Origin of the sequence: Peptoniphilus sp. BV3AC2 (assembly GCF_000478945.1) — a bacterium.
GTDB lineage: Bacteria > Bacillota > Clostridia > Tissierellales > Peptoniphilaceae > Peptoniphilus_B > Peptoniphilus_B duerdenii.
Genome location: NZ_AWXD01000016.1, coordinates 1 through 22,977, shown reverse-complemented (window position 1 = coordinate 22,977; position 22,977 = coordinate 1). Strand labels below are relative to the sequence as shown.

The 22,977-nt window shown below is 35.9% G+C and carries 23 protein-coding genes; 20 read left to right on the top strand and 3 right to left on the bottom strand.

The window, feature by feature from the left end:
- The first annotated feature begins 10 nt into the window (after nt 1–10).
- The 6 genes from HMPREF1252_RS04095 (at nt 11) to HMPREF1252_RS04070 (ending at nt 6,926) form a co-directional block, all read left to right on the top strand.
- A complete protein-coding gene (locus tag HMPREF1252_RS04095) occupies nt 11–592 on the top strand; it encodes an MptD family putative ECF transporter S component (RefSeq protein WP_023059490.1) in 582 nt (193 codons plus the stop codon).
- The gene (locus HMPREF1252_RS04090; RefSeq protein ID WP_023059511.1) at nt 592–1,287 is read left to right on the top strand and encodes an energy-coupling factor transporter transmembrane component T; all 696 of its coding nucleotides are present in this window, start codon (nt 592–594) and stop codon (nt 1,285–1,287) included. The genes HMPREF1252_RS04095 and HMPREF1252_RS04090 overlap by 1 nt, the downstream gene beginning before the upstream one ends.
- The gene (locus tag HMPREF1252_RS04085) at nt 1,281–2,672 is read left to right on the top strand and encodes an ATP-binding cassette domain-containing protein (protein WP_023059495.1); all 1,392 of its coding nucleotides are present in this window, start codon (nt 1,281–1,283) and stop codon (nt 2,670–2,672) included. The genes HMPREF1252_RS04090 and HMPREF1252_RS04085 overlap by 7 nt, the downstream gene beginning before the upstream one ends.
- A complete protein-coding gene (locus HMPREF1252_RS04080; protein ID WP_023059489.1) occupies nt 2,669–3,601 on the top strand; it encodes an AraC family transcriptional regulator in 933 nt (310 codons plus the stop codon). The genes HMPREF1252_RS04085 and HMPREF1252_RS04080 overlap by 4 nt, the downstream gene beginning before the upstream one ends.
- 114 nt (nt 3,602–3,715) lie before the next feature.
- Nucleotides 3,716–5,227 carry a murein biosynthesis integral membrane protein MurJ gene (gene murJ / locus HMPREF1252_RS04075; protein ID WP_023059499.1) on the top strand — a complete coding sequence of 504 codons (1,512 nt, stop codon included), beginning with the start codon at nt 3,716–3,718 and terminating at the stop codon, nt 5,225–5,227.
- Between the two features lie 202 nt (nt 5,228–5,429).
- Nucleotides 5,430–6,926 carry a carbon starvation protein A gene (locus HMPREF1252_RS04070; protein WP_023059504.1) on the top strand — a complete coding sequence of 499 codons (1,497 nt, stop codon included), beginning with the start codon at nt 5,430–5,432 and terminating at the stop codon, nt 6,924–6,926.
- A 726-nt stretch (nt 6,927–7,652) separates the two neighbouring features.
- Here HMPREF1252_RS04070 and HMPREF1252_RS04065 read toward each other — a convergent pair.
- From HMPREF1252_RS04065 to HMPREF1252_RS04055, 3 genes are read right to left on the bottom strand one after another with little or no spacing between them, the layout of a single operon-like run.
- Nucleotides 7,653–7,931 carry a hypothetical protein gene (locus HMPREF1252_RS04065; protein WP_023059494.1) on the bottom strand — a complete coding sequence of 93 codons (279 nt, stop codon included), beginning with the start codon at nt 7,929–7,931 and terminating at the stop codon, nt 7,653–7,655.
- A 15-nt stretch (nt 7,932–7,946) separates the two neighbouring features.
- Nucleotides 7,947–8,387 (bottom strand): hypothetical protein, encoded by a 441-nt coding sequence (locus HMPREF1252_RS04060; RefSeq protein WP_023059481.1) that lies wholly within the window; start codon nt 8,385–8,387, stop codon nt 7,947–7,949.
- Nucleotides 8,380–8,586: a helix-turn-helix transcriptional regulator gene (locus HMPREF1252_RS04055; RefSeq protein WP_008901077.1), complete on the bottom strand. Its 207-nt coding sequence runs from the start codon at nt 8,584–8,586 to the stop codon at nt 8,380–8,382. Before HMPREF1252_RS04055 ends, HMPREF1252_RS04060 begins: the two co-directional genes overlap by 8 nt.
- A gap of 1,900 nt (nt 8,587–10,486) precedes the next feature.
- Between HMPREF1252_RS04055 and metG the strand changes: the two genes are divergently transcribed.
- The 14 genes from metG (at nt 10,487) to HMPREF1252_RS03980 (ending at nt 22,972) form a co-directional block, all read left to right on the top strand.
- Nucleotides 10,487–12,481: a methionine--tRNA ligase gene (gene metG, locus HMPREF1252_RS04045; protein WP_023059479.1), complete on the top strand. Its 1,995-nt coding sequence runs from the start codon at nt 10,487–10,489 to the stop codon at nt 12,479–12,481.
- The gene (locus tag HMPREF1252_RS04040; protein ID WP_036746868.1) at nt 12,481–13,248 is read left to right on the top strand and encodes a TatD family hydrolase; all 768 of its coding nucleotides are present in this window, start codon (nt 12,481–12,483) and stop codon (nt 13,246–13,248) included. The genes metG and HMPREF1252_RS04040 overlap by 1 nt, the downstream gene beginning before the upstream one ends.
- Nucleotides 13,245–13,787, top strand: coding sequence for a ribonuclease M5 (gene rnmV / locus HMPREF1252_RS04035; RefSeq protein ID WP_023059484.1), 543 nt, complete (start codon nt 13,245–13,247; stop codon nt 13,785–13,787). The genes HMPREF1252_RS04040 and rnmV overlap by 4 nt, the downstream gene beginning before the upstream one ends.
- Nucleotides 13,780–14,634, top strand: coding sequence for a 16S rRNA (adenine(1518)-N(6)/adenine(1519)-N(6))-dimethyltransferase RsmA (rsmA, locus tag HMPREF1252_RS04030; RefSeq protein WP_023059482.1), 855 nt, complete (start codon nt 13,780–13,782; stop codon nt 14,632–14,634). The genes rnmV and rsmA overlap by 8 nt, the downstream gene beginning before the upstream one ends.
- Nucleotides 14,635–14,652: 18 nt before the next feature.
- Entirely contained in the window at nt 14,653–14,982 is a 330-nt protein-coding gene (locus HMPREF1252_RS04025; RefSeq protein ID WP_008901071.1) for a metalloregulator ArsR/SmtB family transcription factor, read from the top strand.
- A 57-nt stretch (nt 14,983–15,039) separates the two neighbouring features.
- A complete protein-coding gene (locus HMPREF1252_RS04020; RefSeq protein WP_023059496.1) occupies nt 15,040–15,270 on the top strand; it encodes a glutaredoxin family protein in 231 nt (76 codons plus the stop codon).
- Nucleotides 15,271–15,524: 254 nt separating this feature from the next.
- On the top strand, nt 15,525–16,250 hold the full coding sequence (locus tag HMPREF1252_RS04015) for a gamma-glutamyl-gamma-aminobutyrate hydrolase family protein (protein ID WP_023059491.1): 726 nt from the start codon (nt 15,525–15,527) through the stop codon (nt 16,248–16,250).
- Nucleotides 16,251–16,259: 9 nt separating this feature from the next.
- Entirely contained in the window at nt 16,260–17,639 is a 1,380-nt protein-coding gene (locus HMPREF1252_RS04010; protein WP_023059501.1) for an APC family permease, read from the top strand.
- A 137-nt stretch (nt 17,640–17,776) separates the two neighbouring features.
- Nucleotides 17,777–18,355: a hypothetical protein gene (locus HMPREF1252_RS04005; RefSeq protein ID WP_023059485.1), complete on the top strand. Its 579-nt coding sequence runs from the start codon at nt 17,777–17,779 to the stop codon at nt 18,353–18,355.
- 128 nt (nt 18,356–18,483) lie between these two features.
- Entirely contained in the window at nt 18,484–19,668 is a 1,185-nt protein-coding gene (locus HMPREF1252_RS04000; RefSeq protein ID WP_023059492.1) for a M20 family metallopeptidase, read from the top strand.
- 973 nt (nt 19,669–20,641) lie between these two features.
- Complete coding sequence (locus HMPREF1252_RS03995) at nt 20,642–21,028, top strand: GntR family transcriptional regulator (protein ID WP_036746866.1); 387 nt, start codon at nt 20,642–20,644, stop codon at nt 21,026–21,028.
- Entirely contained in the window at nt 21,021–21,860 is an 840-nt protein-coding gene (locus HMPREF1252_RS03990; protein WP_023059480.1) for an ABC transporter ATP-binding protein, read from the top strand. Before HMPREF1252_RS03995 ends, HMPREF1252_RS03990 begins: the two co-directional genes overlap by 8 nt.
- A complete protein-coding gene (locus HMPREF1252_RS03985; protein ID WP_023059498.1) occupies nt 21,860–22,513 on the top strand; it encodes an ABC-2 transporter permease in 654 nt (217 codons plus the stop codon). The genes HMPREF1252_RS03990 and HMPREF1252_RS03985 overlap by 1 nt, the downstream gene beginning before the upstream one ends.
- A 186-nt stretch (nt 22,514–22,699) precedes the next feature.
- On the top strand, nt 22,700–22,972 hold the full coding sequence (locus HMPREF1252_RS03980; protein WP_023059493.1) for a transposase: 273 nt from the start codon (nt 22,700–22,702) through the stop codon (nt 22,970–22,972).
- Nucleotides 22,973–22,977 lie beyond the last annotated feature (5 nt).

The window sequence follows — 22,977 nt, the reverse complement described above, 5'->3', positions numbered from 1 at the left end:
GGAGGAAAGAATGAATAAATTTGGAATTCGAGATTTAATAAATGCAGGAGTATTTTCACTTTTAACAGTAATGGCAACTTGGTGTGGAGGTATGATAGGTTTTATACCTGTACTTATGCCCCTAGTTCCATTTGCTTGCGGTTTACTTTCAGGACCTGTATTTATGCTTTATTCAACAAAGATAGATAAATTTGGAATGGTCTTAATCATGGGAATAGTATTTGGACTTGTATTTTCAATGTCAGGTCATGGAGCGATAGTTTTTCCTGCAATAGTTGTCTTATCCTTAATTTGTGAAATGATATTGAAAAAAGGTGGCTATAAATCAATAAAAACTGCAAGACTAACCTACACAGTCTTTATGATTTTTGCAGCTGCAAATTTAATACCAATTTATTTTGCTAGAGATGCCTATGTACAATTTTTAATAGATAAAAATTATGGTGCTGAATTTGCAGAAAAAATGTTATCTGTTATGCCAACTTGGTCCTTTATACCTGTAGTTCTACTAGGTATGCTCGGTGGATACATAGGATGTACCATTGGAATTAAAATCTTAAATAAACATTTTAAAAAAGCGGGAATGGCTTAATGAAAATTGATTTTAGGACAAAATTATTTTTGACAATCATCATAGGAATATCAGCAACAGAAGGTTCCATTAGTATGAATTATAAATACCTTGGAATTTTGTTAGCTATATTTCCATACCTGCTTGCCATCCTAGATAAAAAATGGTCCCTTATTGGTAAGGGACTTTTTTATACTGGGATAGCCGTAGTAGGACAGATAGTAGCATCCAAGTATCCAAATTCTTATTTAGGGATGGTCTTTAATCTCTACTGCGGAATAATACTTAGAATACTTCCAGGAGTGATGATGGGTTATTACACTGTGACAACTACTAAGATGAGCGATCTCGTCTATTCACTAAAGAAAATCAAATTTCCAGACTATATAATCATACCAATTTCTGTAATGTTTAGATTTTTCTATTCTATAAAAGAAGATTACAAAATCATCGGAGAAGCTATGTACATGCATGGACTTACGATGAAAAACTTCTTTAAAAATCCGGCGAAGATACTGGAATATAGATTTGTGCCATTACTTATGATTGTATCTCAAACAGCGGACAATGTTGCGATATCTGCCATGACAAGAGGCATGAAAATGAATAAAGAGAGGTCTTCCATATCATGTGCAAGGCTTAAAACGGCGGACTATGTCCTACTTAGTTTCGGAATTTATATAATAATATTATTTATAAGGATAAAAATATGCTAGAATTTAAGAATTTTTCTCTTTCATTCAAAGAAGATGAGGGAGAAAATAGAATACTTGAAGATATAAATTTAAAATTTGAAAAGGGATCTATAAATGTCATCACAGGCAGATCTGGATGTGGTAAATCATCTCTAATCAAGACTATAAATGGAATTATACCAGAAGTTGATATGGCAAAGATGGAAGGGGATCTTTTATTTGATGGAGAAAGTATTTTGAAGTTGGATATAACCGACAGATCAAAATTCATCTCAACAGTCTTTCAAAATCCAAAAAATCAATTCTACGCCATTAATTCTCTAGATGAAATCGCATTTGCCCTAGAAAATAGGAATGTTTCTAGGGATAAAATTTATGAAAAGATAGAATATTTTTCAAAACTACTAAATAGTCAGGATCTTTTAGATAAGGATTTATTCAAACTATCTGGAGGGCAGAAACAACTAATAGCTATAAATTCTGTGGCGGTTATGGACAATGAAATATATATTTTCGACGAATCATCCGCATCCTTAGACAGAGAATCCATAGAAAAATTGACCCACTGCCTAGAAGTTTTAAAATCCTTGGGCAAGATAATAATCATCGCTGAGCACAGGCTCTACTATTTAAAAGAAATAATGGACAGACTACTTATAATTGAAAATCGGAAAATTTTATCCTATAGTAAAGATAGAATCTCAGAAGAAATACTTGAAAAGCACAGACTTAGAACCCTTAAAGACATAGAAAAAGAAGAACTTATAAGTAAAAGCTACGAAGTGAAGAACCTATCCGACCACAGTTTCGATGAAGGAAAATCGCTTATATGTAGAGATTTTACCTGCCAATATGAAAAAAATCCAAAGCTATTTGATTTTTCAATGAGCTTTGATCCGGGAATATATTTCATAATAGGAGCAAATGGAATTGGTAAATCTTCATTTATAAGAAATCTTTGTGGTCTTAATAAGAAGCAAAAGGGAGAAGTATTTTACAAAAATAAAAGAATAAAAAACCATGGAGACTATATTTCTCTAGTGATGCAGGATGTCAACTACCAGCTATTTACAGAATCCGTTTTAACGGAGATGAAAATAGTAACAGATGACGAAAAAAAGATTGAAGAAATATTAAAGAAACTAGAACTCTGGAATAGGAGAGAAAGCCACCCACAGAAGTTATCTGGCGGAGAAAAACAAAGACTCGCTCTGGGACTAGCAATGGCAAGTCCTAAGGAAATCGTGGTGCTCGACGAACCTACATCTGGACTGTGTTTTGAAAATATGAAAAGACTAATAGACATATTAAAAGAGATGAAAGATGAAGGAAAGACAATAATCGTCATAAGCCATGACTATGAATTTATAAAAAATTCGAAAGAAAATATAGTGGAGTTTGTATGAAAGAGAATAGACTTAAATCTTGGGGGTTCGAAGAATTTCCTACAGAGGATCCTAGAATTATAAATTATATAGGCTTAGAAAGCCCTGAAAATAAGATGACCTCTTACGAAATATTTCCGGGGGTCTTTGTACTCTACATCAGTCTAAAGAAGAAATACAACGCCCATAACTCTTCTACGGAGGGAAATAGAGGCTATAGGATAGGATACTGCTATGAAGGCAATCATTTCACTTACATAAACAATAGCAAAGTTCTCATAACTACAAATGAAATATTCGTAGGAAAATCAATACCAAATTCAAAATTTTCTTCCACCACAAGTCATCGAACCACGGCATTTAACATAGTAATAGCAGATAAAATCTTGGATAAAAATTCCCCCTACTTTCCATACATTGGAGAATTTATATATAAATTTAAAAATGTAAAAGACATGGGATATGCCATTAAAAACGAAGATTTGGTAAAACTTGCAAATGAACTGATCCAAGCGCTTAAAGAAAGAGATATGATGTTTATAAAATTAAAATCCTTGGAACTCATATATAGAATAGGAAAAGTTGGCATAAATCCAAGTAAGACCAATTATTTCACGGCAGGAGGGGATAAACTAATGGAAGAAGTTGAGCAATATATGAAAGAAAACCTGGATAAAAATCTAAACTTAGATCATCTAGCGAAAAAATTTAAAATATCAAAATCTACTCTAAACACAAAGTTTACAAGATCCTTTCAATACACGCCGATGAAGTATATCCAAAGGTTAAAACTAATATATTCGGAGGATTTGCTTCTAAACACAGATAAATCCATACTAGAAATAAGCAATGATCTAAATTTTCAGAACCCATCTAACTTCAACAGAGCATTTAAAGATTTCACAGGACTTAGTCCTAGTAAATATAGGAAACAAAACGAACCTGAATAATAAAATTTAGGTTCGTTTTAGATTTTTCATAACAGAATCCAAAAAAATCTCATCTATTTTTTATTTCTAATTCTAAAATGGTATAATAGATAGACAGAGATTAAAGGAGATAAAATGAGAACTTCATATATATTAATGATTGTAACTATAATTTCAAAGGTATTTGGACTTTTGAGGGAGAAGACACTTGCATACTTCTTTGGACTTTCCGTGGTGGCTGATGCATTTTTGATTGCTTTTCAAATTCCTATGGCGTTTACCAATGTCATAAGCGGTGCAACTGCCAATGGATTTATCCCAATGTACAACCAAGCAATAGAAAAAAATGACAAGGACTACGCCGATAGATTCACAGCCAGCTTTACCAATTTAATATTTTTAATTACAGGGATTATTTCTATAATACTTGTGATTTTTGCAAAACAACTTGTGGTTTTGATGGCGCCAGGATTCGAAGGAGAAAAGCTAAGCCTTAGCATATTTATGACTAGGATGGGACTTCTATCACTTTCAGTAACTTCGATGATGAGCGTGTTTAAGGCATACTTACAGATTAAGAGAAGATTTGTAGTTTCGGTAGTTCATGCAATTTTGCAAAACCTACTGATGATGGGTTTTATGTACTTCGCCTACAAAAACGGCTACAACTACCTCGGAATTGGAATTTTGATTTCATTTATTTTCCAATATATAATCTTCTTTCCTTATTTAAAAAAGGAAGGTTACAGACATAGAATCTTGATCGACTTTAAGGACCCACATCTAAAGATGATGATGAGCATGATCCTTCCAATCATCGTGTCTACCTCTGTAATCGAGCTTAATTTTATGATTTCAAAGGCTCTCGCATCAGATATCGAAAGCGGAGTCTCAATCCTAAACTACGCATATAAAATTCAAGGATTCGTGACAGGCATAGTAATTACATCTGTAATAACAGCTGTGTACCCACAGATGGCAAGACACGCATCCCTAAATAATTATGAAGATCTAAAAAAATCTACATTAATGGGACTTTCAACCATTATGTTTCTAGTGATTCCTGCTACGGTTGGACTATTTATATTTGCAGGACCGATAGTTGAGATACTATTTGTCGGTGGTAAGTTTACCGTTGAAGACGCAATGAAAACCAAACCAGTACTTGCCCTATACGCCATAGGACTTATAGGAATCGGGCTTCGAGAAATAATATCAAGGGTGTTTTATACCTTAGATGACTCAAAGACTCCAGTTATAAACTCTGTCTTAATGGTAGTTATAAACGCAATACTCTCCCTAATCTTGGTTAAGAGTAGAGGAGTGGAAGGACTGGCACTAGCAACATCTGTATCATTTATTCTCGGAGGAATTCTACTTATCCTACCGCTTAAAAAGAAGGTGGGAAGCCTTATAGATAGAAAGACCCTTGTAAATATCATAAAGATTATAGTTTCATCTGCAGCTATGGGCGCAGCATCAGCAATAAGTTTTAAATTTACAGCATCTCGTTTCGGAGATAAACTCGGATTTTTAATCGCCCTTGCGGTAGCAGGAGCAGTCTACTTTGTATTTACATTTGTTTTAAAAGTCGATGAAATAGATGAGTTCCTAGTAAAAAAAGAAAAAATAAATAAATTAGAATAGTTTAAAAAAATAATAAAAATTATAAAGCTTCCTAAAAAGTAAAAAATCGTCTATAACGGTATACTTTAGAGGAAGCTTTTATTTTGTTAAATTGATAACATGATTATCATAAAATGCGGCGATTTACCCAGTTAAACGATTGCATTTAGAACTGTATAGTGATACTATAAATATAGCTAGTTTAATATTAAGAGGTGTAATTATGACATTATTTTTAGTCGGACTTGTCATATTGTTTGTAGGTGGATATTTCTACTCTAATCTATGTGAAAGACAAATAGAACCAGACGATAGAGAAACACCAGCAATTGCAAAAGCAGACGGTATGGACTTTGTCGGAATGAGCAAAAACAAAAACTTCCTTATAGAATTATTAAACATTGCAGGTACAGGACCTGTACTTGGACCTATCCAAGGAATTCTATTTGGACCTATTGCATTTATTGCAATACCTATCGGAAACATAATCGGTGGTTCAGCTCATGACTACTTCAACGGTATGATTTCCATGAGAAACGGGGGAGCACAAATCCCTAAACTTGTAAGTAAATATTTAGGCAATAATACTAGAAAATTCTACAACGTAGTAATAGGTATCCTACTACTACTAACAGGGGTAGTATTCGTATACACTCCTGGAGACTTAATCGCAAAAGATATTCTTGGAAAAGACCCAAGTGGAAGCGTAATTTGGATCATCTACGCATGTATCTTCTTATACTATATAATAGCAACACTATTCCCAATAGATGCTATTATCGGTAGAATCTATCCACTATTTGGAGCATTCCTAATTATCTCAGCAGTTGGAATCTTCTTTGGTATTATTGCTAAAGGATCAGGACACCTTGCATTTGAAGGACAAGGACTACTAGCACAACATCCAGATGGACAAAAGTTCATCCCTGCATTCTTTGTAACAGTAGCCTGCGGTATCCTATCAGGTTTCCACGGATCTCAATCAACACTTATTTCTAGAACAGTAAGACATGAAAAAGAAGGTAAATTCGTATTCTACTGGGCAATGGTTATGGAAGGATTCATAGCTATGTGTTGGGCAGGTGGAGCAATGGTTCTATTCTCAAATGGAACAGCACCACTTGACACAGGCGCAACAGCAATGGTAGGAGAAGTATCACGTGCATTCATGGGTAACATCGGTGGTATGCTAGCAGTAGTAGGAGTTATAGTACTACCTATTACATCTGGAGACACCGCATTCAGAGCACTAAGACTTATAATTGCAGACGAACTAGGAATCGAACAAAGAAGCTGGGCAAAGAGAATCTCTATCTCACTAGCAATATTTATCCCAGCATTTGGAATCCTATACTTTGCAAAATCAAGTCCAGGAGGATTCAACCTACTATGGAGATACTTCGGATTTACTAACCAATTCGTAGCACTATTTGCACTAGGAGTAGCAACAGTTTACCTATATGTAAATGGAAAGAAATGGATTATGCCATTAATTCCAGGAATCTTCTACACATTCATAGTATTCTCCTATATTTCACATATGAAGATAGGATTAGGACTAGAAGAAAGATTCCTATCAAAATGGAATCCTGCAATAGACCCAATGTCATACACTGGATCTTATGTAGTAGGAGCAGTTTTAGCAATACTATACGTAGTATTCGTATTAAAACATGCGAAAAACAACAAAGAAAAAATATTAGAAACAAAATTAGATTAATAAAACTAGCGTGGGGCGTAAAAGCCCCATTTTTTTTATTTTTTGAAAGGTTTTAAAGACCATGCAACTACAGTCATCCTGAGCGAACGAAGTGAGTCGAACGGATATAACCTCTGGTGGTCAAGTCCTTGCAAATGAATTATTTTCAAAAATAATAATAAATATTATTAAATATTATTAAATATCCTATACATAACCTAACCATATTCTTTCTTCTTCAAATCTTTTTTTACGAGGGAGAGGGAGGGAATTAACGTCTCTCGAAAAAACCTACGGTTTTCTCTTCGAGACTCGCAGTTCCCTCCCTTCCCCCTCGAGCTCCCCCTTCCACCTCGCATTGGGGAGGTTTTGGTAGTGATTTTCTTATTCGGCTAAAATTTTCCAAACTCGCTACACTCAGACAGTGGAAAATTTCTTAACGCCGAAAGCAAAAATCACCTGTTGTGTCTTAAGTTGTATCGACGAAAGGATTACAATTAAGGATTCTATGGGATAGATCGTAGGAAGGTTTTGTATCTGAAATTAATATAACCATAATGAATAATTTATTTTTGTAGCGGAAATCTAGGTTCCACAGCCGAGCGGTCGAGTTCTGCAAATCAGACTTCAAATAAACCTTCGAAACGCTCGCCATGAATTTAATAACAGGTATCACGCTCTACGTAGAACACCCAACAAAAAAACAGCAAATCAACTGACTTGCTGTTTGTAAATTTATAAGTAAACTTAAACATTGTATACCAATGTAACGATTGAAACTATAATCCCACCGATAGATAGGACGAGAAACTTCTTTTCTTTTTCTTTAGAAAAATAATATCCGATACCGCCACCGATGGATAATAATAATTGTGAGGCTATAGCTAAAGCTTTAGGATAAAAGTTAGATGGATTTCCAGACATATCTATTTGTACAGTTACCGTTTCTGGCAAAACCATGTAGCCATAAATTGAAAGCCCAACAGATACAAGGACCAAAACTATCAATATTATTTTTTTGTTCATTTTTAAATCCTCCATTTACATTTCTTTTTCAAATTTAGAACGCCAAAAGACTGCATATATTTGTATAGAAAGATAGATTGCAACTAGTATTATTATTTGCAACTTATCAACATCCATCAATGAAAACATAATAAGCATGGCTGCAAAGAGATAGGTCATTAAGTAGTAGGCTTTTGCCTTTGATTTTTCTGCAATCAATACGTTTCTTTCGTCCTTCTTATCAATTTCAAGCTGTCTGATTAACTCTTTGTTATTTTTTGTAGAGAAATATTTAATTATATTTCCCATGAAATGTCCGAAAACTCCACATCCAATACCGATAAATAAATACGGAATAGCGAGGACTGTCTTATTTACACTATCGATGCTTTTGTGAAGATAAAGTCCGGTTAAAACCAATGCTAATCCTAAAAACACTAGCATCCAGTCTCTTAAAATATTTTTGTTTCTATTCATTTTCTTCCTCCTCATAAATAAAAATGTCTTCAATTGTCAATTTAAAAAATTTAGCAATTTTAAAAGCTAAAATAATTGAAGGATTATACCTTCCATTCTCTAGAGAACCGATGGTCTGCCTTGACACTTCAAGGATATTTGCCAGTTCTTCTTGAGTAATTCCTCGACTTTTTCTAATTTCTTCAAGTCTATTTTTCACATTTAATTACCTCCCATCAAATGACAAGTTAACTTTACATATAGTATAATTATTTTCATAACAAATGTCAAGTATACTTTCCATAGTTTTTTGTGAAGATGAATTTTATTTATTGTGGCGGGTTTATTTTCATTTACAATGGAAAAGAATTTTAAAATTTAAATAAATATTAAAACAGATGCTATCCAGATAGCGCGTGGCATAATTATTATTAATCGTACTTTATTTGTCGAGACTTTGTCCTCTGAAGTTATACCCATTCGAAGCCCTAGCCGAAATCTTTGATTTCGTAGCAGGTCTCGTGCAAAGAGTTCCAAAGAAGACAAGCGTAGTGCAGGCTGATTTGCAGAACTCGACTGCTCGGCTGTGGAACCTAGAAGGTTCCGCTACGGGGATAAATAGAAATAATGTTTGTTTTACGGCTTCGCCTGATTAAAAAGAATTTAGTATTTAGGTTAATGGAAGCAGATTGCTTCCGCTACAAATATAAATCGTAATTTATATTGTCGTACGGCTTCGCCTGATTTTAATTTTCTCTATGCAAAATTAAAAGTTTATCTAGAGATAAAGCATAATACAAATTACGTAAATATAATCTTTAAACCTTGTTATGACCTACCGATGCAACTTCTGTGATTTTCCATGAGGCGTTAAAAAATTTGGGTGTCTGAGCGTAGCGAGTTCCCAAATTTTAGCCGAAATGTGAAAATCACTTCCCTGATAATGCGAGGTGGGCAGAGGGAGCTCGAGTGAGAAGGGAGGAAACTGCGAGTCTCGTCCGTAAAACCGCAGGTTTTTCGGTGCCTCCCGCCCCCTCGTAAAAGAAAATTTGAAGAATATAGAATATGTTTTAAAGAAGTGTTGGATATTTATTTACATTTTTGATGCTCTACGTAGAGCATGGGAGATAATTATTATTAATTAATAAATAAAATTATTTCACTTGCATTAACTTGACCCTCTGAGGTTAGACCCATTCGACTCCAGAGCCTTGCGGCTCTTCCGCTCAGGGTGACTGTAGTTGGGATGGTTTTTGTAGCCTTCGGCTGTGGAACCTAGAAGGTTCCGCTACGAGATGGAAATAAGATTTTGATATTGTCGCACGCCTGACGGCTGAGGAAAAAGAGTTTAGTATTGAGGTTTATGGAAGCAGATTGCTTCCACTACAAAAATCATATATGTCTTACTTCACCAGGGTTATACCCGTTCGACTCCAGAGCCTTGTGGCTCTTTCGCTCAGGGTGACTGTGCTCCAGAAGGTTATCTTTTAAATGAATTTTATAGGTGGTTGTCACCCTGAGCGAAGACGGCATCGCCGTCGAAGTCGAATGGGTATAACCTCCGATGGTCAAGTTAACGCAATGGGTTTTCTTTTTAAGAGATCCTTCGAAGCCCTAGCCGAAATCTCCCGTTTCGTAGCAGGTCTTGTGCAAAGAGTTCCAAAGAAGCCAAGCGTAGTGAAGGCTGATTTGCAGAACTTGACTGCCCAGCTGTGGAAGCAAAAAGCTTTCGCTACGGGGATCATACATGTTTGACCCCACCAGGGTTATACCCGTTCGACTCACTTCGTTCGCTCAGGGCGACTGTCTTCCTTCAATTATCTCTATTAAGTGACTTCACCTTCAAAACCCACATATTGCAATAAATCCGCCTTTAATGTATAATGTTTCTAGAATATTTAAAATTTACAGTGTTTTGAGTAAGCTTTTCTATTCTTTACAGAGAATGGTCATTTGGTGGAAGACCTAAGGATGATTTGCTGAACATGGATTCACTTTATCCCGAAAGGGCGGCTAAAACCGTTATATTTTTAGAGGTCTTTTAGACAAATTAGAGTGGTACCACGATCCTTCGTCTCTAGCGGAGGATTTTTTTATTTTACAGATAAAAGGGAGGAATTATGAGTAAAAAATATTATTTAACCACACCTATTTACTATCCAAGTGACAATTTACACATTGGTCACACCTATTGTACCGTTGCGGCGGACGCACTTAAAAAGTTCAAGACTCTTCAAGGCTACGACGTTTACTTCACTACTGGTTCCGACGAACACGGTCAAAAACTTATGCAAAAAGCTCACGAATATGGCATGGAACCAAAGGAATACATCGATCATATCGTGGATAATATAAAGGCTCTTTGGAAGACTATGGACATCGATTATGATTATTTCATCAGATCTACCGATGAAATTCACGAAAAAAATGTGCAAAACATCTTTCAAAAGCTTTATGACAAGGGCGAAATTTACAAGTCTGAATACGAGGGATACTACTGTACTCCTTGCGAATCTTTCTGGACTGAGTCTCAACTTGGGGAAGGTCACACCTGTCCTGACTGCGGTAGAGAAACTCACCTTGCTAAGGAAGAAGCTTATTTCTTCAGACTTTCAAAGTACAGAGACAAGCTTATCGAGCTTTACAACGAACATCCTGAATTTATAGTTCCAGAATCAAGAAAGAATGAAATGGTTAAGAACTTCCTTGAAGGTGGTCTTGAAGATTTATCTGTTTCTAGAAGTTCTTTTAAATGGGGAGTTAAGGTTCCTTTCGATGATAATCACATCGTATATGTATGGATCGATGCTCTTTCATGCTACTTGACTGGTCTTGGCTACGGTTGGAATGACGAACAATTTAATGAATTTTGGCCTGCTGATGTACATCTAGTTGGTAAGGAAATCATGAGATTCCATACTATTATTTGGCCTGCAATTCTAATGGCACTTGATATGCCTCTTCCTAAACAAGTATTCGGTCATGGTTGGATTCTATTTGACAATGACAAGATGAGTAAATCTAAAGGTAACGTAGTTTATCCTGAACCAATTATCAAACTTTACGGAGTTGACGCTCTTAAATACTTCTTATTAAGAGAATTTTCTTTCGGTTCTGACGGAAGTTTCACCAAGGAAAAATTCATGGCAAGACTTAACTCTGACCTTGCAAACGACTTAGGAAACTTAGTTTCAAGAACTGTTTCCATGATTATTAAATATAATGACGGCGTAATTGAAAAGACTGATGCTAAGACTGAATTTGACGATGGTTTAATCGAACTTGCAACTTCTATCCGCGCTAAGGTTGAAAAGGCTATGGAAACCTACCAATTCTCCGATGCTCTAGAAGCTATATGGACCTTGGTTAGACGTGGTAACAAGTACGTTGACGAAACTACTCCTTGGATCCTTGCAAAGGACGAATCTAAGAAGGACGAACTTAACAATGTTCTATACAATCTTGCTGAATCTCTAAGAATAGTATCAATTTTGATCAGCCCATTCTTAACCAACACAGCCAAAGAAATTAGAAGACAACTTGGCATTGAAGGTGAAATCAAACTTGAAGATGCTAGCGAATTTGGACTTCTTGCAAGTGGAGCAAAGGTTACTAAAGGTGATGTAATCTTCCCAAGACTTGATATCCAAGAAGAAATCAAGAAGCTAGACGCTGAAAACAAGGCTCTTGCAGATAAACGTGAAAAAGATCTTGAAGAATGGATTGCAAAGGCTGGTGGCAAGAAACCTGAAGCGAAAAAAGTTGAGGAAGCAAAAGAAGATGAAGCTGCACCAATTACCATCGACGATTTTGGTAAAGTAAAGATAAAGGTAGCTCTTGTTGAATCTGTTGAGGACCATCCAAACGCAGATAGACTCTACGTTTTAAATCTAAAGATTGGCGACGAAAGAAGAGTTATCGTTTCAAATATCAAGAGCCATTACACAAAAGAAGAATTAACAGGAAGGAAGATCCTTGTGATTACAAACCTTGAACCTAAGAAGTTCAGAGGAGTGGAATCTCACGGAATGCTAATGGCTGCACAAACTGAAGACGGCAAACTTTCCCTTGCAACTGTAATGGAAGATATCCCAGATGGAGCAGTGGTTAATTGATGATAGATTCTCACGCTCATTTAGACGATCCGAAATTCGATCTAGATAGAGATTCTTTGATAAATAATTTAGAAAAACATGGCATAGAATATGTGTTTAATATAGGTGCAGACATTGTAAGTTCTAGAAATTCTGTGGATCTTGCGGATAAATATGAAAATATATATGCAGTGGTGGGCATCCATCCCCATGATGCAAGTAGCTATGACGAAGAAATCGAAAACGAACTTATAGAACTTGCTAAAAATAAAAAGGTGGTGGCGATAGGAGAGATTGGTCTCGACTATTACTACGACAACTCTCCTAGGGATATTCAAAGGGAAGTGTTTGAAAAGCAAATAGAACTTGCGGCGAAGTTAAACCTACCAATAGTGATCCACTCTAGAGACGCCCACAAGGACACCTTCGACATCTTAAAAGAAGCTCACGAAAAATATCCGAACATGAAGGTGCTCATCCATTGCTACTCAAGCTCTGTGGAAATGATGAGAGAATACATGAAACTCGGATTCTATATAGCACTTGGCGGTGCTGTGACCTTTAAAAATTCCGTAACTCCAAAAGAAGTTGCAAAGGAAGTGCCGCTAGATAGACTTCTACTTGAAACCGACTCACCATACATGGCTCCAGTTCCACTAAGGGGCAAGAGAAACGAGCCGATGTTTGTAAAATATGTGGCAGAAGAAATTGCTAGTCTAAGGGGTATAAATGTAGAAGAAGTTATAGATAAAACTTCAAAAAATACTAAGGAGTTTTACGGCATATGATAAAGGAAGTCATAGTTGTAGAAGGAAAAGACGATGTAACTGCGGTAAAAGCAGCAGTGGATGCAGAAGTAATAACCACCCACGGGTTTGGATTCGGCAAGAAACTTCTAAATACCCTAAAAGAACTTCAAAAGAGAAGGGGCATAATCATCTTCACCGACCCGGATCACACAGGAGAAAAGATCAGAAGAGATATAGAAAGAGCAGTACCCGGAGTGAAGCATGCCTATCTTCCTAGAAAAAAAGGAGAAAAGGACGGCAACATCGGCGTCGAAAACGCAAAGCCAGAAGATATAAGAGAAGCAATAAGCCGAGCAAAACCACTGAGAGAAGAGTACGAAGAAATCTACGACAATAGAGATCTTGTAAGACTTGGCCTCACCGGTTCCAAAGAATCTTCAATGCTTAGGGAAAAACTCGGAGAAGCACTGGGCATCGGTCACGCAAACGCAAAGATATTTTTAAAAAGACTCAACTCATTTAAGATAAAAGAAGAAGAATTGCTAGAAAAACTTGAAGAGGTAAGAAAAAATGGATAGACTATTTAAACCCTCCGTACTGGTACAAATCCTAGAAGAATTTGGATTTAGATTTACCAAAAGTTTGGGACAGAATTTTTTAATAGATGGAAATATAGTTAGGCGCATCGCCGACGGAGCAGGAGTGGAAGAAGGCTCAAACGTACTGGAAATCGGACCAGGAGTGGGCACACTTACAGAAGAACTCCTCCTTCGCGGAGCAAATGTGTTGGCGGTGGAAATCGACAAAAACTTGGTGGACATCCACAAAAAAACTCTAAACTACGACAGGGTTAAAATAATCTACGACGACTTTTTAAGACTGGATACAGAAGAGATAAAATCCTATCTAAAGGGACCGATAAAAGTGGTGGCGAACCTGCCATACTATGTAACCACCCCGATCATCACCAAGATTTTAGAATCGGATCTAGAAGTAGAATCCATAACGGTGATGGTGCAAAAAGAAGTGGCGAATAGATTTGCAGCAGAGACAGGCACCAAGGATTACGGATCACTATCAGTCTTTATAAACTACTACGCAGAGCCAAAATACCTATTCAGCGTGCCAAAATCAGTCTTTATGCCTAAGCCAAACGTGGACTCAGCGGTAGTAAAACTAGAAATTAAAAAACACAGAGAAGACATAGACAAAGACAAACTATTTAGAGTGGTAAGAGGCGCATTTAGCAAAAGAAGAAAGACCATCTTAAACGCCCTATCCACCTATGGATTTAAAAATATAACCAAGACAGAAATAGCAGAAGCACTGAAAATATCGGGAATAGATGCAAACAGAAGAGGAGAGACCCTAAGCCCAGAGGAATTCATGGTGCTTTCGATAAACTTTCCAAAAATAGAAGATTAAAAGGAATAGAGGAGAAAAATGGACTTAGAAAAAATAAAAGAAGAAGTAGACAAATTTACCAGAGATGAAAAAGTCTTAAACCACCTATCTGGAATTTTCAAAGTACTTGCAGATCCTACTAGACTTAGAATAATCTACACCCTATCCATGGGAGAACTATGTGTAACAGATATTTCAGAAACACTGGAGATGACTCAATCTTCCATCTCTCACCAACTTGCAATTCTAAAGAGTAGAGACCTTATAAAAGTAAGAAAAGTTGGCAGAAAGAGCTATTACTCATTAGACGACGACCACGTCCTCTCACTATTTGAAGGAGGATATGAACACGCGTCCCATAAACATTGAATAAAATAAAAATAATTGGGTATATTGAGTTATAGAAGAAAAAAATGGAGGTAAATAATGGAAAAAATAAAAGTTTACACATCAAGTACATGTCCTTACTGCGTAATGGCTAAAGAATACCTAGCAGAAAAAGGATTAGAATATGAAGAAAAAAATGTACAAACAGATAAAGCTGCAAGACAAGAACTAATGAAGATGGGCTACACAGGAGTACCTGTAGTAGTAATCGGCGACGAAGAAATCGTAGGATTTGACAGAGCGAAAATCGACGAAGCATTAGGAAAATAAATTACAGCGGCATGGTGACCTGAACCCCAAAATCCGGAATAAGGATGGAGGGGTTTTTTGATGTCTTAATTTCGGGAGATAAACCTCTAATCTAAATTCAAAAAATTTCTGTGGAATTAAAAAGAAAACATGTGATAAAAAATTTTTATTTTGTGAAATTTTTTTGAAAAAATTTTAACGAAATCATTTAAATAGATTAAATATTATGTTAAAATAAAAACACTGCAATTCAAGACACTAAGAAAGGAGCACGCATGAATAAACCAATTATAGGAGTATCTGGAAACTTTCTAATCGACAAAGAAATGTTTTTAGGATATAAAAAAGTATATGTAAACGAAGATTATATATCTGGAGTTATAAACGCTGGAGGAGTACCTATTGTACTACCTATGACAGAAGATGAAGAAGTAATAGATAGCTATATCTCTTCAATAGATGCACTTATTTTAACTGGAGGACAAGATGTCAGCCCAGAATTCTATGGAGAAGACCCAATGCCAAAACTAGGAGTGGTTGTTCCAAGAAGGGATAGATTCGATCTAAGCCTTTTGAAAAAAGCTAAAGAAAAAAATATCCCAATACTAGGCATTTGTAGAGGAGTTCAAATCATAAACGTAGCCTACGGCGGAAATCTATTCCAAGATTTGTCCTACTCAGGACTAAACTATCTAAAACACAGTCAAGGACATACTACAAACCTACCTACTCATAGAATATCAGTGGAAGAAGAATCACATCTTTACGAAATTCTAAAAGAAAATGACCTAATGGTAAACTCATTCCACCACCAAGCAATAGACAGAGTTGGAGAAGGTCTAAGAGTAGTAGCAAAAGCACCAGATGGAATAATAGAAGCAGTTGAAGACAGAAATTACAGATTCTTACTAGGAGTTCAATTCCATCCGGAAATGTTACACATGGTAATGGAAAGTATGCAAGGAATCTTCAATAGACTTGTAGAAGAAGCAAAAAAATAAGGAGATAACATGAAGAAAAAATTAGGATTCTATTCGATTGTACTACTTACAATCAATTCAATTATAGGAACAGGTATATTCTTATCACCAGGTTCAGTTGTTGCAAAATCAGGAAATAAAGCGCTTATGGTATATGCGCTAGCAGCAATATTTTCAGCAGTTTTAGCAGTTACATTTGCAGCAGCAGCAAAATATGTATCTAAAGGGGGAGCAGCCTACGCCTACACAAAGGCAGCATTTGGAGATGACCTTGGATACTATGTAGGTATAACCAGATATGTAGCCGCAGGCATAGCTTGGGGTGTAATGGGAACAGCAGTAGTTAAAACAGTATTAAAAATATTTGGACTTAACTACGAAAGTCTAACCACAGTAACCATCGGATTTATGGTACTTATGGGTATTCTTATGATTATAAACCTACTAGGAACCAGAGTATTCGAAATCATAAATAACCTATCAACCATAGGTAAGGTAGGCGCACTAGTAACCACCATCATAGTAGGACTAGTAATGGTACTATTCCTAGGAGAAAATAATTACTCTGCAATAAACAACCTAACAGACGATGCAGGACAAGTGCTAGGATCAAACCTAGATATAACAGGATGGGTAACAGCAGTAATAGCAGCATTCTATGCATTCACAGGATTTGAAAGTGTCGCATCTGCATCAGAAGACATGGAAGAACCAGAAAAGAATCTACCAAGAGCAATTCCACTAGCAATTGGGATAATAGCAGTAATATATATGGGAATAGTTGGAATAGCAATGGCTATAAACCCAGAAGCATTAGTAACATCTAAAGAAGTAGTAGCCCTTGCAGATGTATTCTCAAACAGAATCATAAGAAATCTTATAATAGGCGGAGCATTGGTATCCATGTTCGGTATCAATGTGGCAGCATCATTTGGAACACCACGTATCCTAGAATCTATGTCAAACCAAGGACAAGTACCTAAGATATTCTCAAAAAGAACAGAAAATGGATTCCCAATAGCATCATTCTTAACAACCATAACCATAGCAGTAGTAATACCACTAGCATTCAAATTCAATATGGCTAGCATCATGATTATAAGTTCAATATCAAGATTTATACAATTTGTAATTGTACCAATATCAATAATCATGTTTTACTATGGAAAACAAAAAGAAGAAGTAATGCCAAATGTAAAGAGAAACTTCGCAACAGATGTAATCATACCAATAATAGCCCTAGGACTTACCCTTGTGCTACTATATAAATTCAACTGGGTTGGACAATTTACAACAGTAGATGACAGCGGACAAACACACGCAAATATGTTTGCAATAATATCTATGATAGTAGGATACGTTGTTCTACCAGCATGTTTAATGACATGGAGCAAAATAAAAAGAAAATAATCTGTAAAGATAAAACTAAAAATTAGTGCTTGAAGCATAACAAACTACCCACAAAGGGTAGTTTTTTTATGAAATAATTTGCAAAAAAGAAAAAAAAGACATATAATTACATTAACAAGTTAGCATAGGAGGGTAAAATGAAAAATAAAAAGTTTATAATTTTTCTTGCCTTGCTATTAGTATTTTCAGTGCCTGCTTATATATCAGCAAAGGGAGAAAGTAAGAATAAGAAAAGTTTAAGCTTTTCCGATGTAGAAAAACACGAAAAATATATAACTACTACGAAAAGCTTCAAAATCGATGGAGAAATATTGGACGAAATTCCATATAAAGAAGGAGAATTCGAAGGAAAACTTTCAAGACAGAAGTTTGTAGATATTGATTACGACAAAAATATCAAAACCTACAAATTCGGAGGTTGGATCCAAGATAAGGAATACAAAGAAGTAGCCGCTGCATTTGAAGCCCAATCCAAAGAAGCTCAAAAGAATACCGAAGAATTGCCGATGGATATAGTAAAACTATCAGACGGAAGGTATCAAAAACATATTGAAGTTGAAAAGACATTTGCGCTTGAAGTAGAACCACCTTATGAAATCGAGTACTCAGAAGGAAATATGGAAGGTAAATTAAGCAGACAGAGATTAGTAAATCGAGATGAAATATATAAAACCAAAACATTCGTCTATGGTGGTTGGGTAGATATTAAAGATTGATCAGATTCTATAAAATCTAAAAAATTAAATTTAACTTGCTAACTTATGTAAAAAAAGGGCTTCGAGCCCTTTTTGTTTGCAATTAATTTATAAAACTTTAAATGGTATAATTTACATAGGTGATGAAAATGAATATATTAGAAGAAGTAAAAAATATTGAAGAAGAAATAATAAATTTTAGAAGAGATCTACATAGAATCCCAGAGCTTCAACTAAATTTACCGAAAACCATGGAATACATCGGAAAAGTTTTGGATGAAAATGAAATCTCATACAAAAAATTAATGGAGGGCAACGCAATTGTAGCAGAGATAAATGGGCAAAATCCTGGCGGATGTATCGCAATAAGAGCAGATAGTGACGCCCTTCCAATAGAAGAAGAGACGGGACTTTCATTTAAATCTGAAAATGGATGCATGCACGCCTGTGGACATGATGGACACACTGCAATGGCACTGGGAGCAGCACTCATATTAAATAAAAATAGAGACAAATTTGACGGAACAGTTAAAATATTTTTCCAACCGGGAGAAGAATATCCGGGAGGAGCACTGCCAATGATAGAAGAAGGCTGCATGGAAGATCCAAAAGTAGAAAGGGTCATCGGACTACACAACGGACAACTATTTCCGATAGAACCGGGAAAAGTAGGATTTATGCCAGGAGAAATGATGGCAGCCATGGACAGATTTAAAATCACAGTCATAGGCAAGGGCACTCATGGAGCAACACCGCACCTTGGAAAGGATCCGATCCCATGCATCTGCGAAATAGTAAACGGACTTCAAAAGATCGTATCGAGAATGGTAAACCCAGCAGAAAAAGTGCTCCTATCAGTGTGCCAAATCCACGGAGGCTTCACCCAAAACATAATTCCAGACACAGTATTCGTAGAAGGAACGGTGAGAACCTTTGACGACGAAGTGAGAAAAAATATAGCAGAAAATATAAAAAATATTTCAGAAAACATAGCCAAAGCATACGGCATGGACGCAGAAGTTGAGTATGATTTTAAATATCCAGCGGTAATAAATGACGAAGAATTCACAGAATATGTGGCGAATTGTGCAAGGGAAATCTTGGGAGAGGACAGAGTAGAATACTTAAAAGAACCATCCTTCGGAGGAGAAGACATGGCGTATTTTCTACGAGAAGCAAAGGGCACATTCTTTGCATTATCCAATCCAAAAGTTCACGAAGGCGGCAAAATCTATCCCCACCACAGCCCAAAATTTGACCTAGACGAAAGCAAACTCTATATGGGCACCGCAATCTTTGTAAAAGTATCAATGGATTATTTAAACGAGAAATAGAGGTTAGAGAGTTGTAAATAATCGTAGCGGAAGCTTCCCAACTGCAGTCACCCTGAGAGGCAGTCGAGTTCAACAAATCAGCCTTCGCAAGGCTCGGCTTCTTTGGAACTCTTTGCACGAGACCTGCTACGAAACGGGAGATTTCGACTAGGGCTTCGAACGGGTATAACCACGGTGAGAACAAACACGGATGATTATTTATCCCCGTAGCGGAACCTTCTAGGTTCCACAGCCGAGAGGCTACAATAACCCTCCCAACTACAGTCACCCTGAGCGAACGAAGTGAGTCGAACGGGTATAACCTTGGTGATGTCTACTCCCCACCAATAGTCATCCTGAGCGAAGACGGTTTACCGTCGTAGTCGAAGGATCTGACCTATATTTAACCTACTTAGGAGAAAAAAGTAAAATAATAAATATAAATAAATATTTTACACTTCTTTAAAATCAATTCTTTCTACTTCCAATTTTCTTTTACGAGGGAGAGGGAGGGAATTAACGTCTCTCGAGAAAACCTGCGGTTTTCTCTTCGAGACTCGCAGTTTCCTCCCTTCTCCCTCGAGCTCCCTCTACCCACCTCGCATTGGGGAGGTTTTGGTAGTGATTTTCTTATTCGGCTAAAATTTTCCAAACTCGCTACGCTCAGACAGTGGAAAATTTCTTAACGCCGAAAGCAAAAATCACCTGTAGTGGCTTAAGTTGTATTGGCGAAAGGATTACAATTAAGGATTCTATGGGATAGATCGTAGGAAGGTTTTGTATCTAATATCTATGTAGACTTGATGGAGGGTTTAATTTTGTAGCGGAAGCAACCTGCTTCCATCAACCTTGGCACTAAAATTTTTTACTCAGCCGCAAGGCGTGGTGAAGTCTTAGCTCCTATTGACACTTTTAATGAAAATTAAGTTTAGAGACAATGAAATCTTGACAACAGTTATGCACTGTTATATACTGTTATATAAGAGGTACAATTATGAAAATATTATTGTTAAACGGAAGCAGCACTCCAATCTATGAACAAATAAAAAATGCGATTAAGGAAAATATAGTTCAAGGTCTTGTATCACCAGATGAGCAATTACCTTCCGTCAGGCAATTATCAAGCGATCTCAACGTCAGTATATTAACGGTTAAAAAAGCTTATGACGCCTTGGAAGAGGAAGGTTTTATTGTAATACGACAAGGCTTAGGTACTTTTGTGGCACCTATGAATCCGGACATCTTAAAAGATGAAAAGCAAAAAGAAATAGAAACGCACTTAATTGCTGCGTGTCAAATTGCAAAAACAATCAGTATTAGCCAAGATGAGCTTATAGAATTGATACAATATATTTATCAGGGGGATTCATATAATGAATAAAATTGAGGTACAAAACTTGTGTAAGGAATATCCTAAATTTGCATTAAAAAGTGTCAATTTTTCCATACCGACTGGATACGTTACGGGCTTCATTGGCAAGAATGGTATGGGAAAAACCACGACAATAAAATCAATTCTTTCGCTTATTCATTTTAAAGGAACAATCCTTTTCAAAAATAATGATACAATCACAGAACCTTTAAATCAAAAAATCGGTGTTATTATGGATGATTCTTTTCTTGCAAAAGATTGGAATATTGATTTAGTGAATAAAGCTATGATGGTAGGATATAACGAGTGGGACGAAAATTTATTTTGGCAGAGTCTAAACAAGTTCGGTATAGACAGAAAATTAAAAGTTAAAGAATTGTCACGAGGAATGAAAATAAAATTAATGCTTGCAATCGCCTTATCTCATAAAGCTGAATTATTGATTCTTGATGAGCCGACAAGTGGCTTAGATCCGAGCATGCGAGAGGAATTTTTAGAAATCATTTCTGATTATATGAAAGACGAAAATCACACAGTCTTATTTTCCACACACATCACACAAGATCTTGAAGCTATCGCTGATTATATAATCTTTATTGATGATGGGAAAATTGTGTTATCTATGGAAAAAGATGATTTTCTAAATTATTTTATGATATTAAAGAGTGATTCAAATAATCAAAAAAATATTGATGAAGATGCAGTATTAGGAAGAAAGATAAGCGAATACAGCACGGAATATTTGGTGAAACGTGCGGATATAAATAACATACATCCAGGCTATGTTGAAGATAAAATTTCGATTGATAGAATCATGATTCTGTACGGGAGGAAAAAATAATGGACATCATTAAAGTTTTAAAATTAGACCTATTGTCTGTTAGACCTTACTTGACGATAAAGAACTTGATTATACTCACAGCATTAGGAACTTTCTATGGAGTATTGTCGAAAAATTCCTTAACAGTACTGGCTATAGCTCAAATGTTTGCCATGCTTTTCTCAGGTTATCCTTTTTTAGTAGGAGAAGAATCTGGTATAGATCCTTTATATAAACTCTTTGGAATTGAATCAAAAGATGTAGTAATTGGGAGATACTTACTTGCTGCGATTTTTGTTGGAGTAATGCTTATAGTTGGTGCAATGTTGGCGCTGATTATAGCGAAAATATGGCCAATGGAGAATGGGAGACAGGGTTTATTGCTTGCAGCACTGGTTACAGGAGCTGTTTCCTTGTTTATAATTTTTATAGAATATCCGATTTATTTTAAACATGGGTATAAAAAGGGAAAAACTCTTGCGATGATTCCATTTTTGCTTGTTGGTATTGCGGGTTTGATTGGTACATTTTTTGGCGAACAGTTTAAAACAGTTTTACGTATGGTTTTTATGAATAAAACTGTCAGTGCAATGGTCGCGCTTGTCATCTGGGCGTTTGTATTATTATTATCATTTCAACTTTCTAAAAAATTTTATTCAGAGAGAGACTTTTAAGAGGTGCGAACTTTTGGTTCCACATTGGAGTTTACGCTCAAACAAAATTCGGGTTATCATAAGGGTGACGACTACCTAGAGAAATTGTTTAAAGAAAAGAACACTAAAGGACATAATCAATGAGCCAAGTAACCTGGTATAATAAGACTATAAACATCATAGATAAAATAAAAGAAAGGAAGATCAATGTCAAAAGAAAAAAGACGAACATTCACACCAGAATTTAAATATAAAATAGTAATGCTGAAATTTAAAAATATGCCAATCAAGGAAATATGCGAGAAATATGATTTGCACCCGCAAACCGTCAATAGATGGGTCAAAGAATTTAAAGTAAAAGGCATGTCAGGCTGGGAAGAACAGGACAAAAAACTGAAAATGCAAAAAAGAATAAAAGAGCTTGAAATGGAAAATGAAATAATGAAAAAATTTAACGCGCACTTTGGAAAGAATAAATAAAAGCA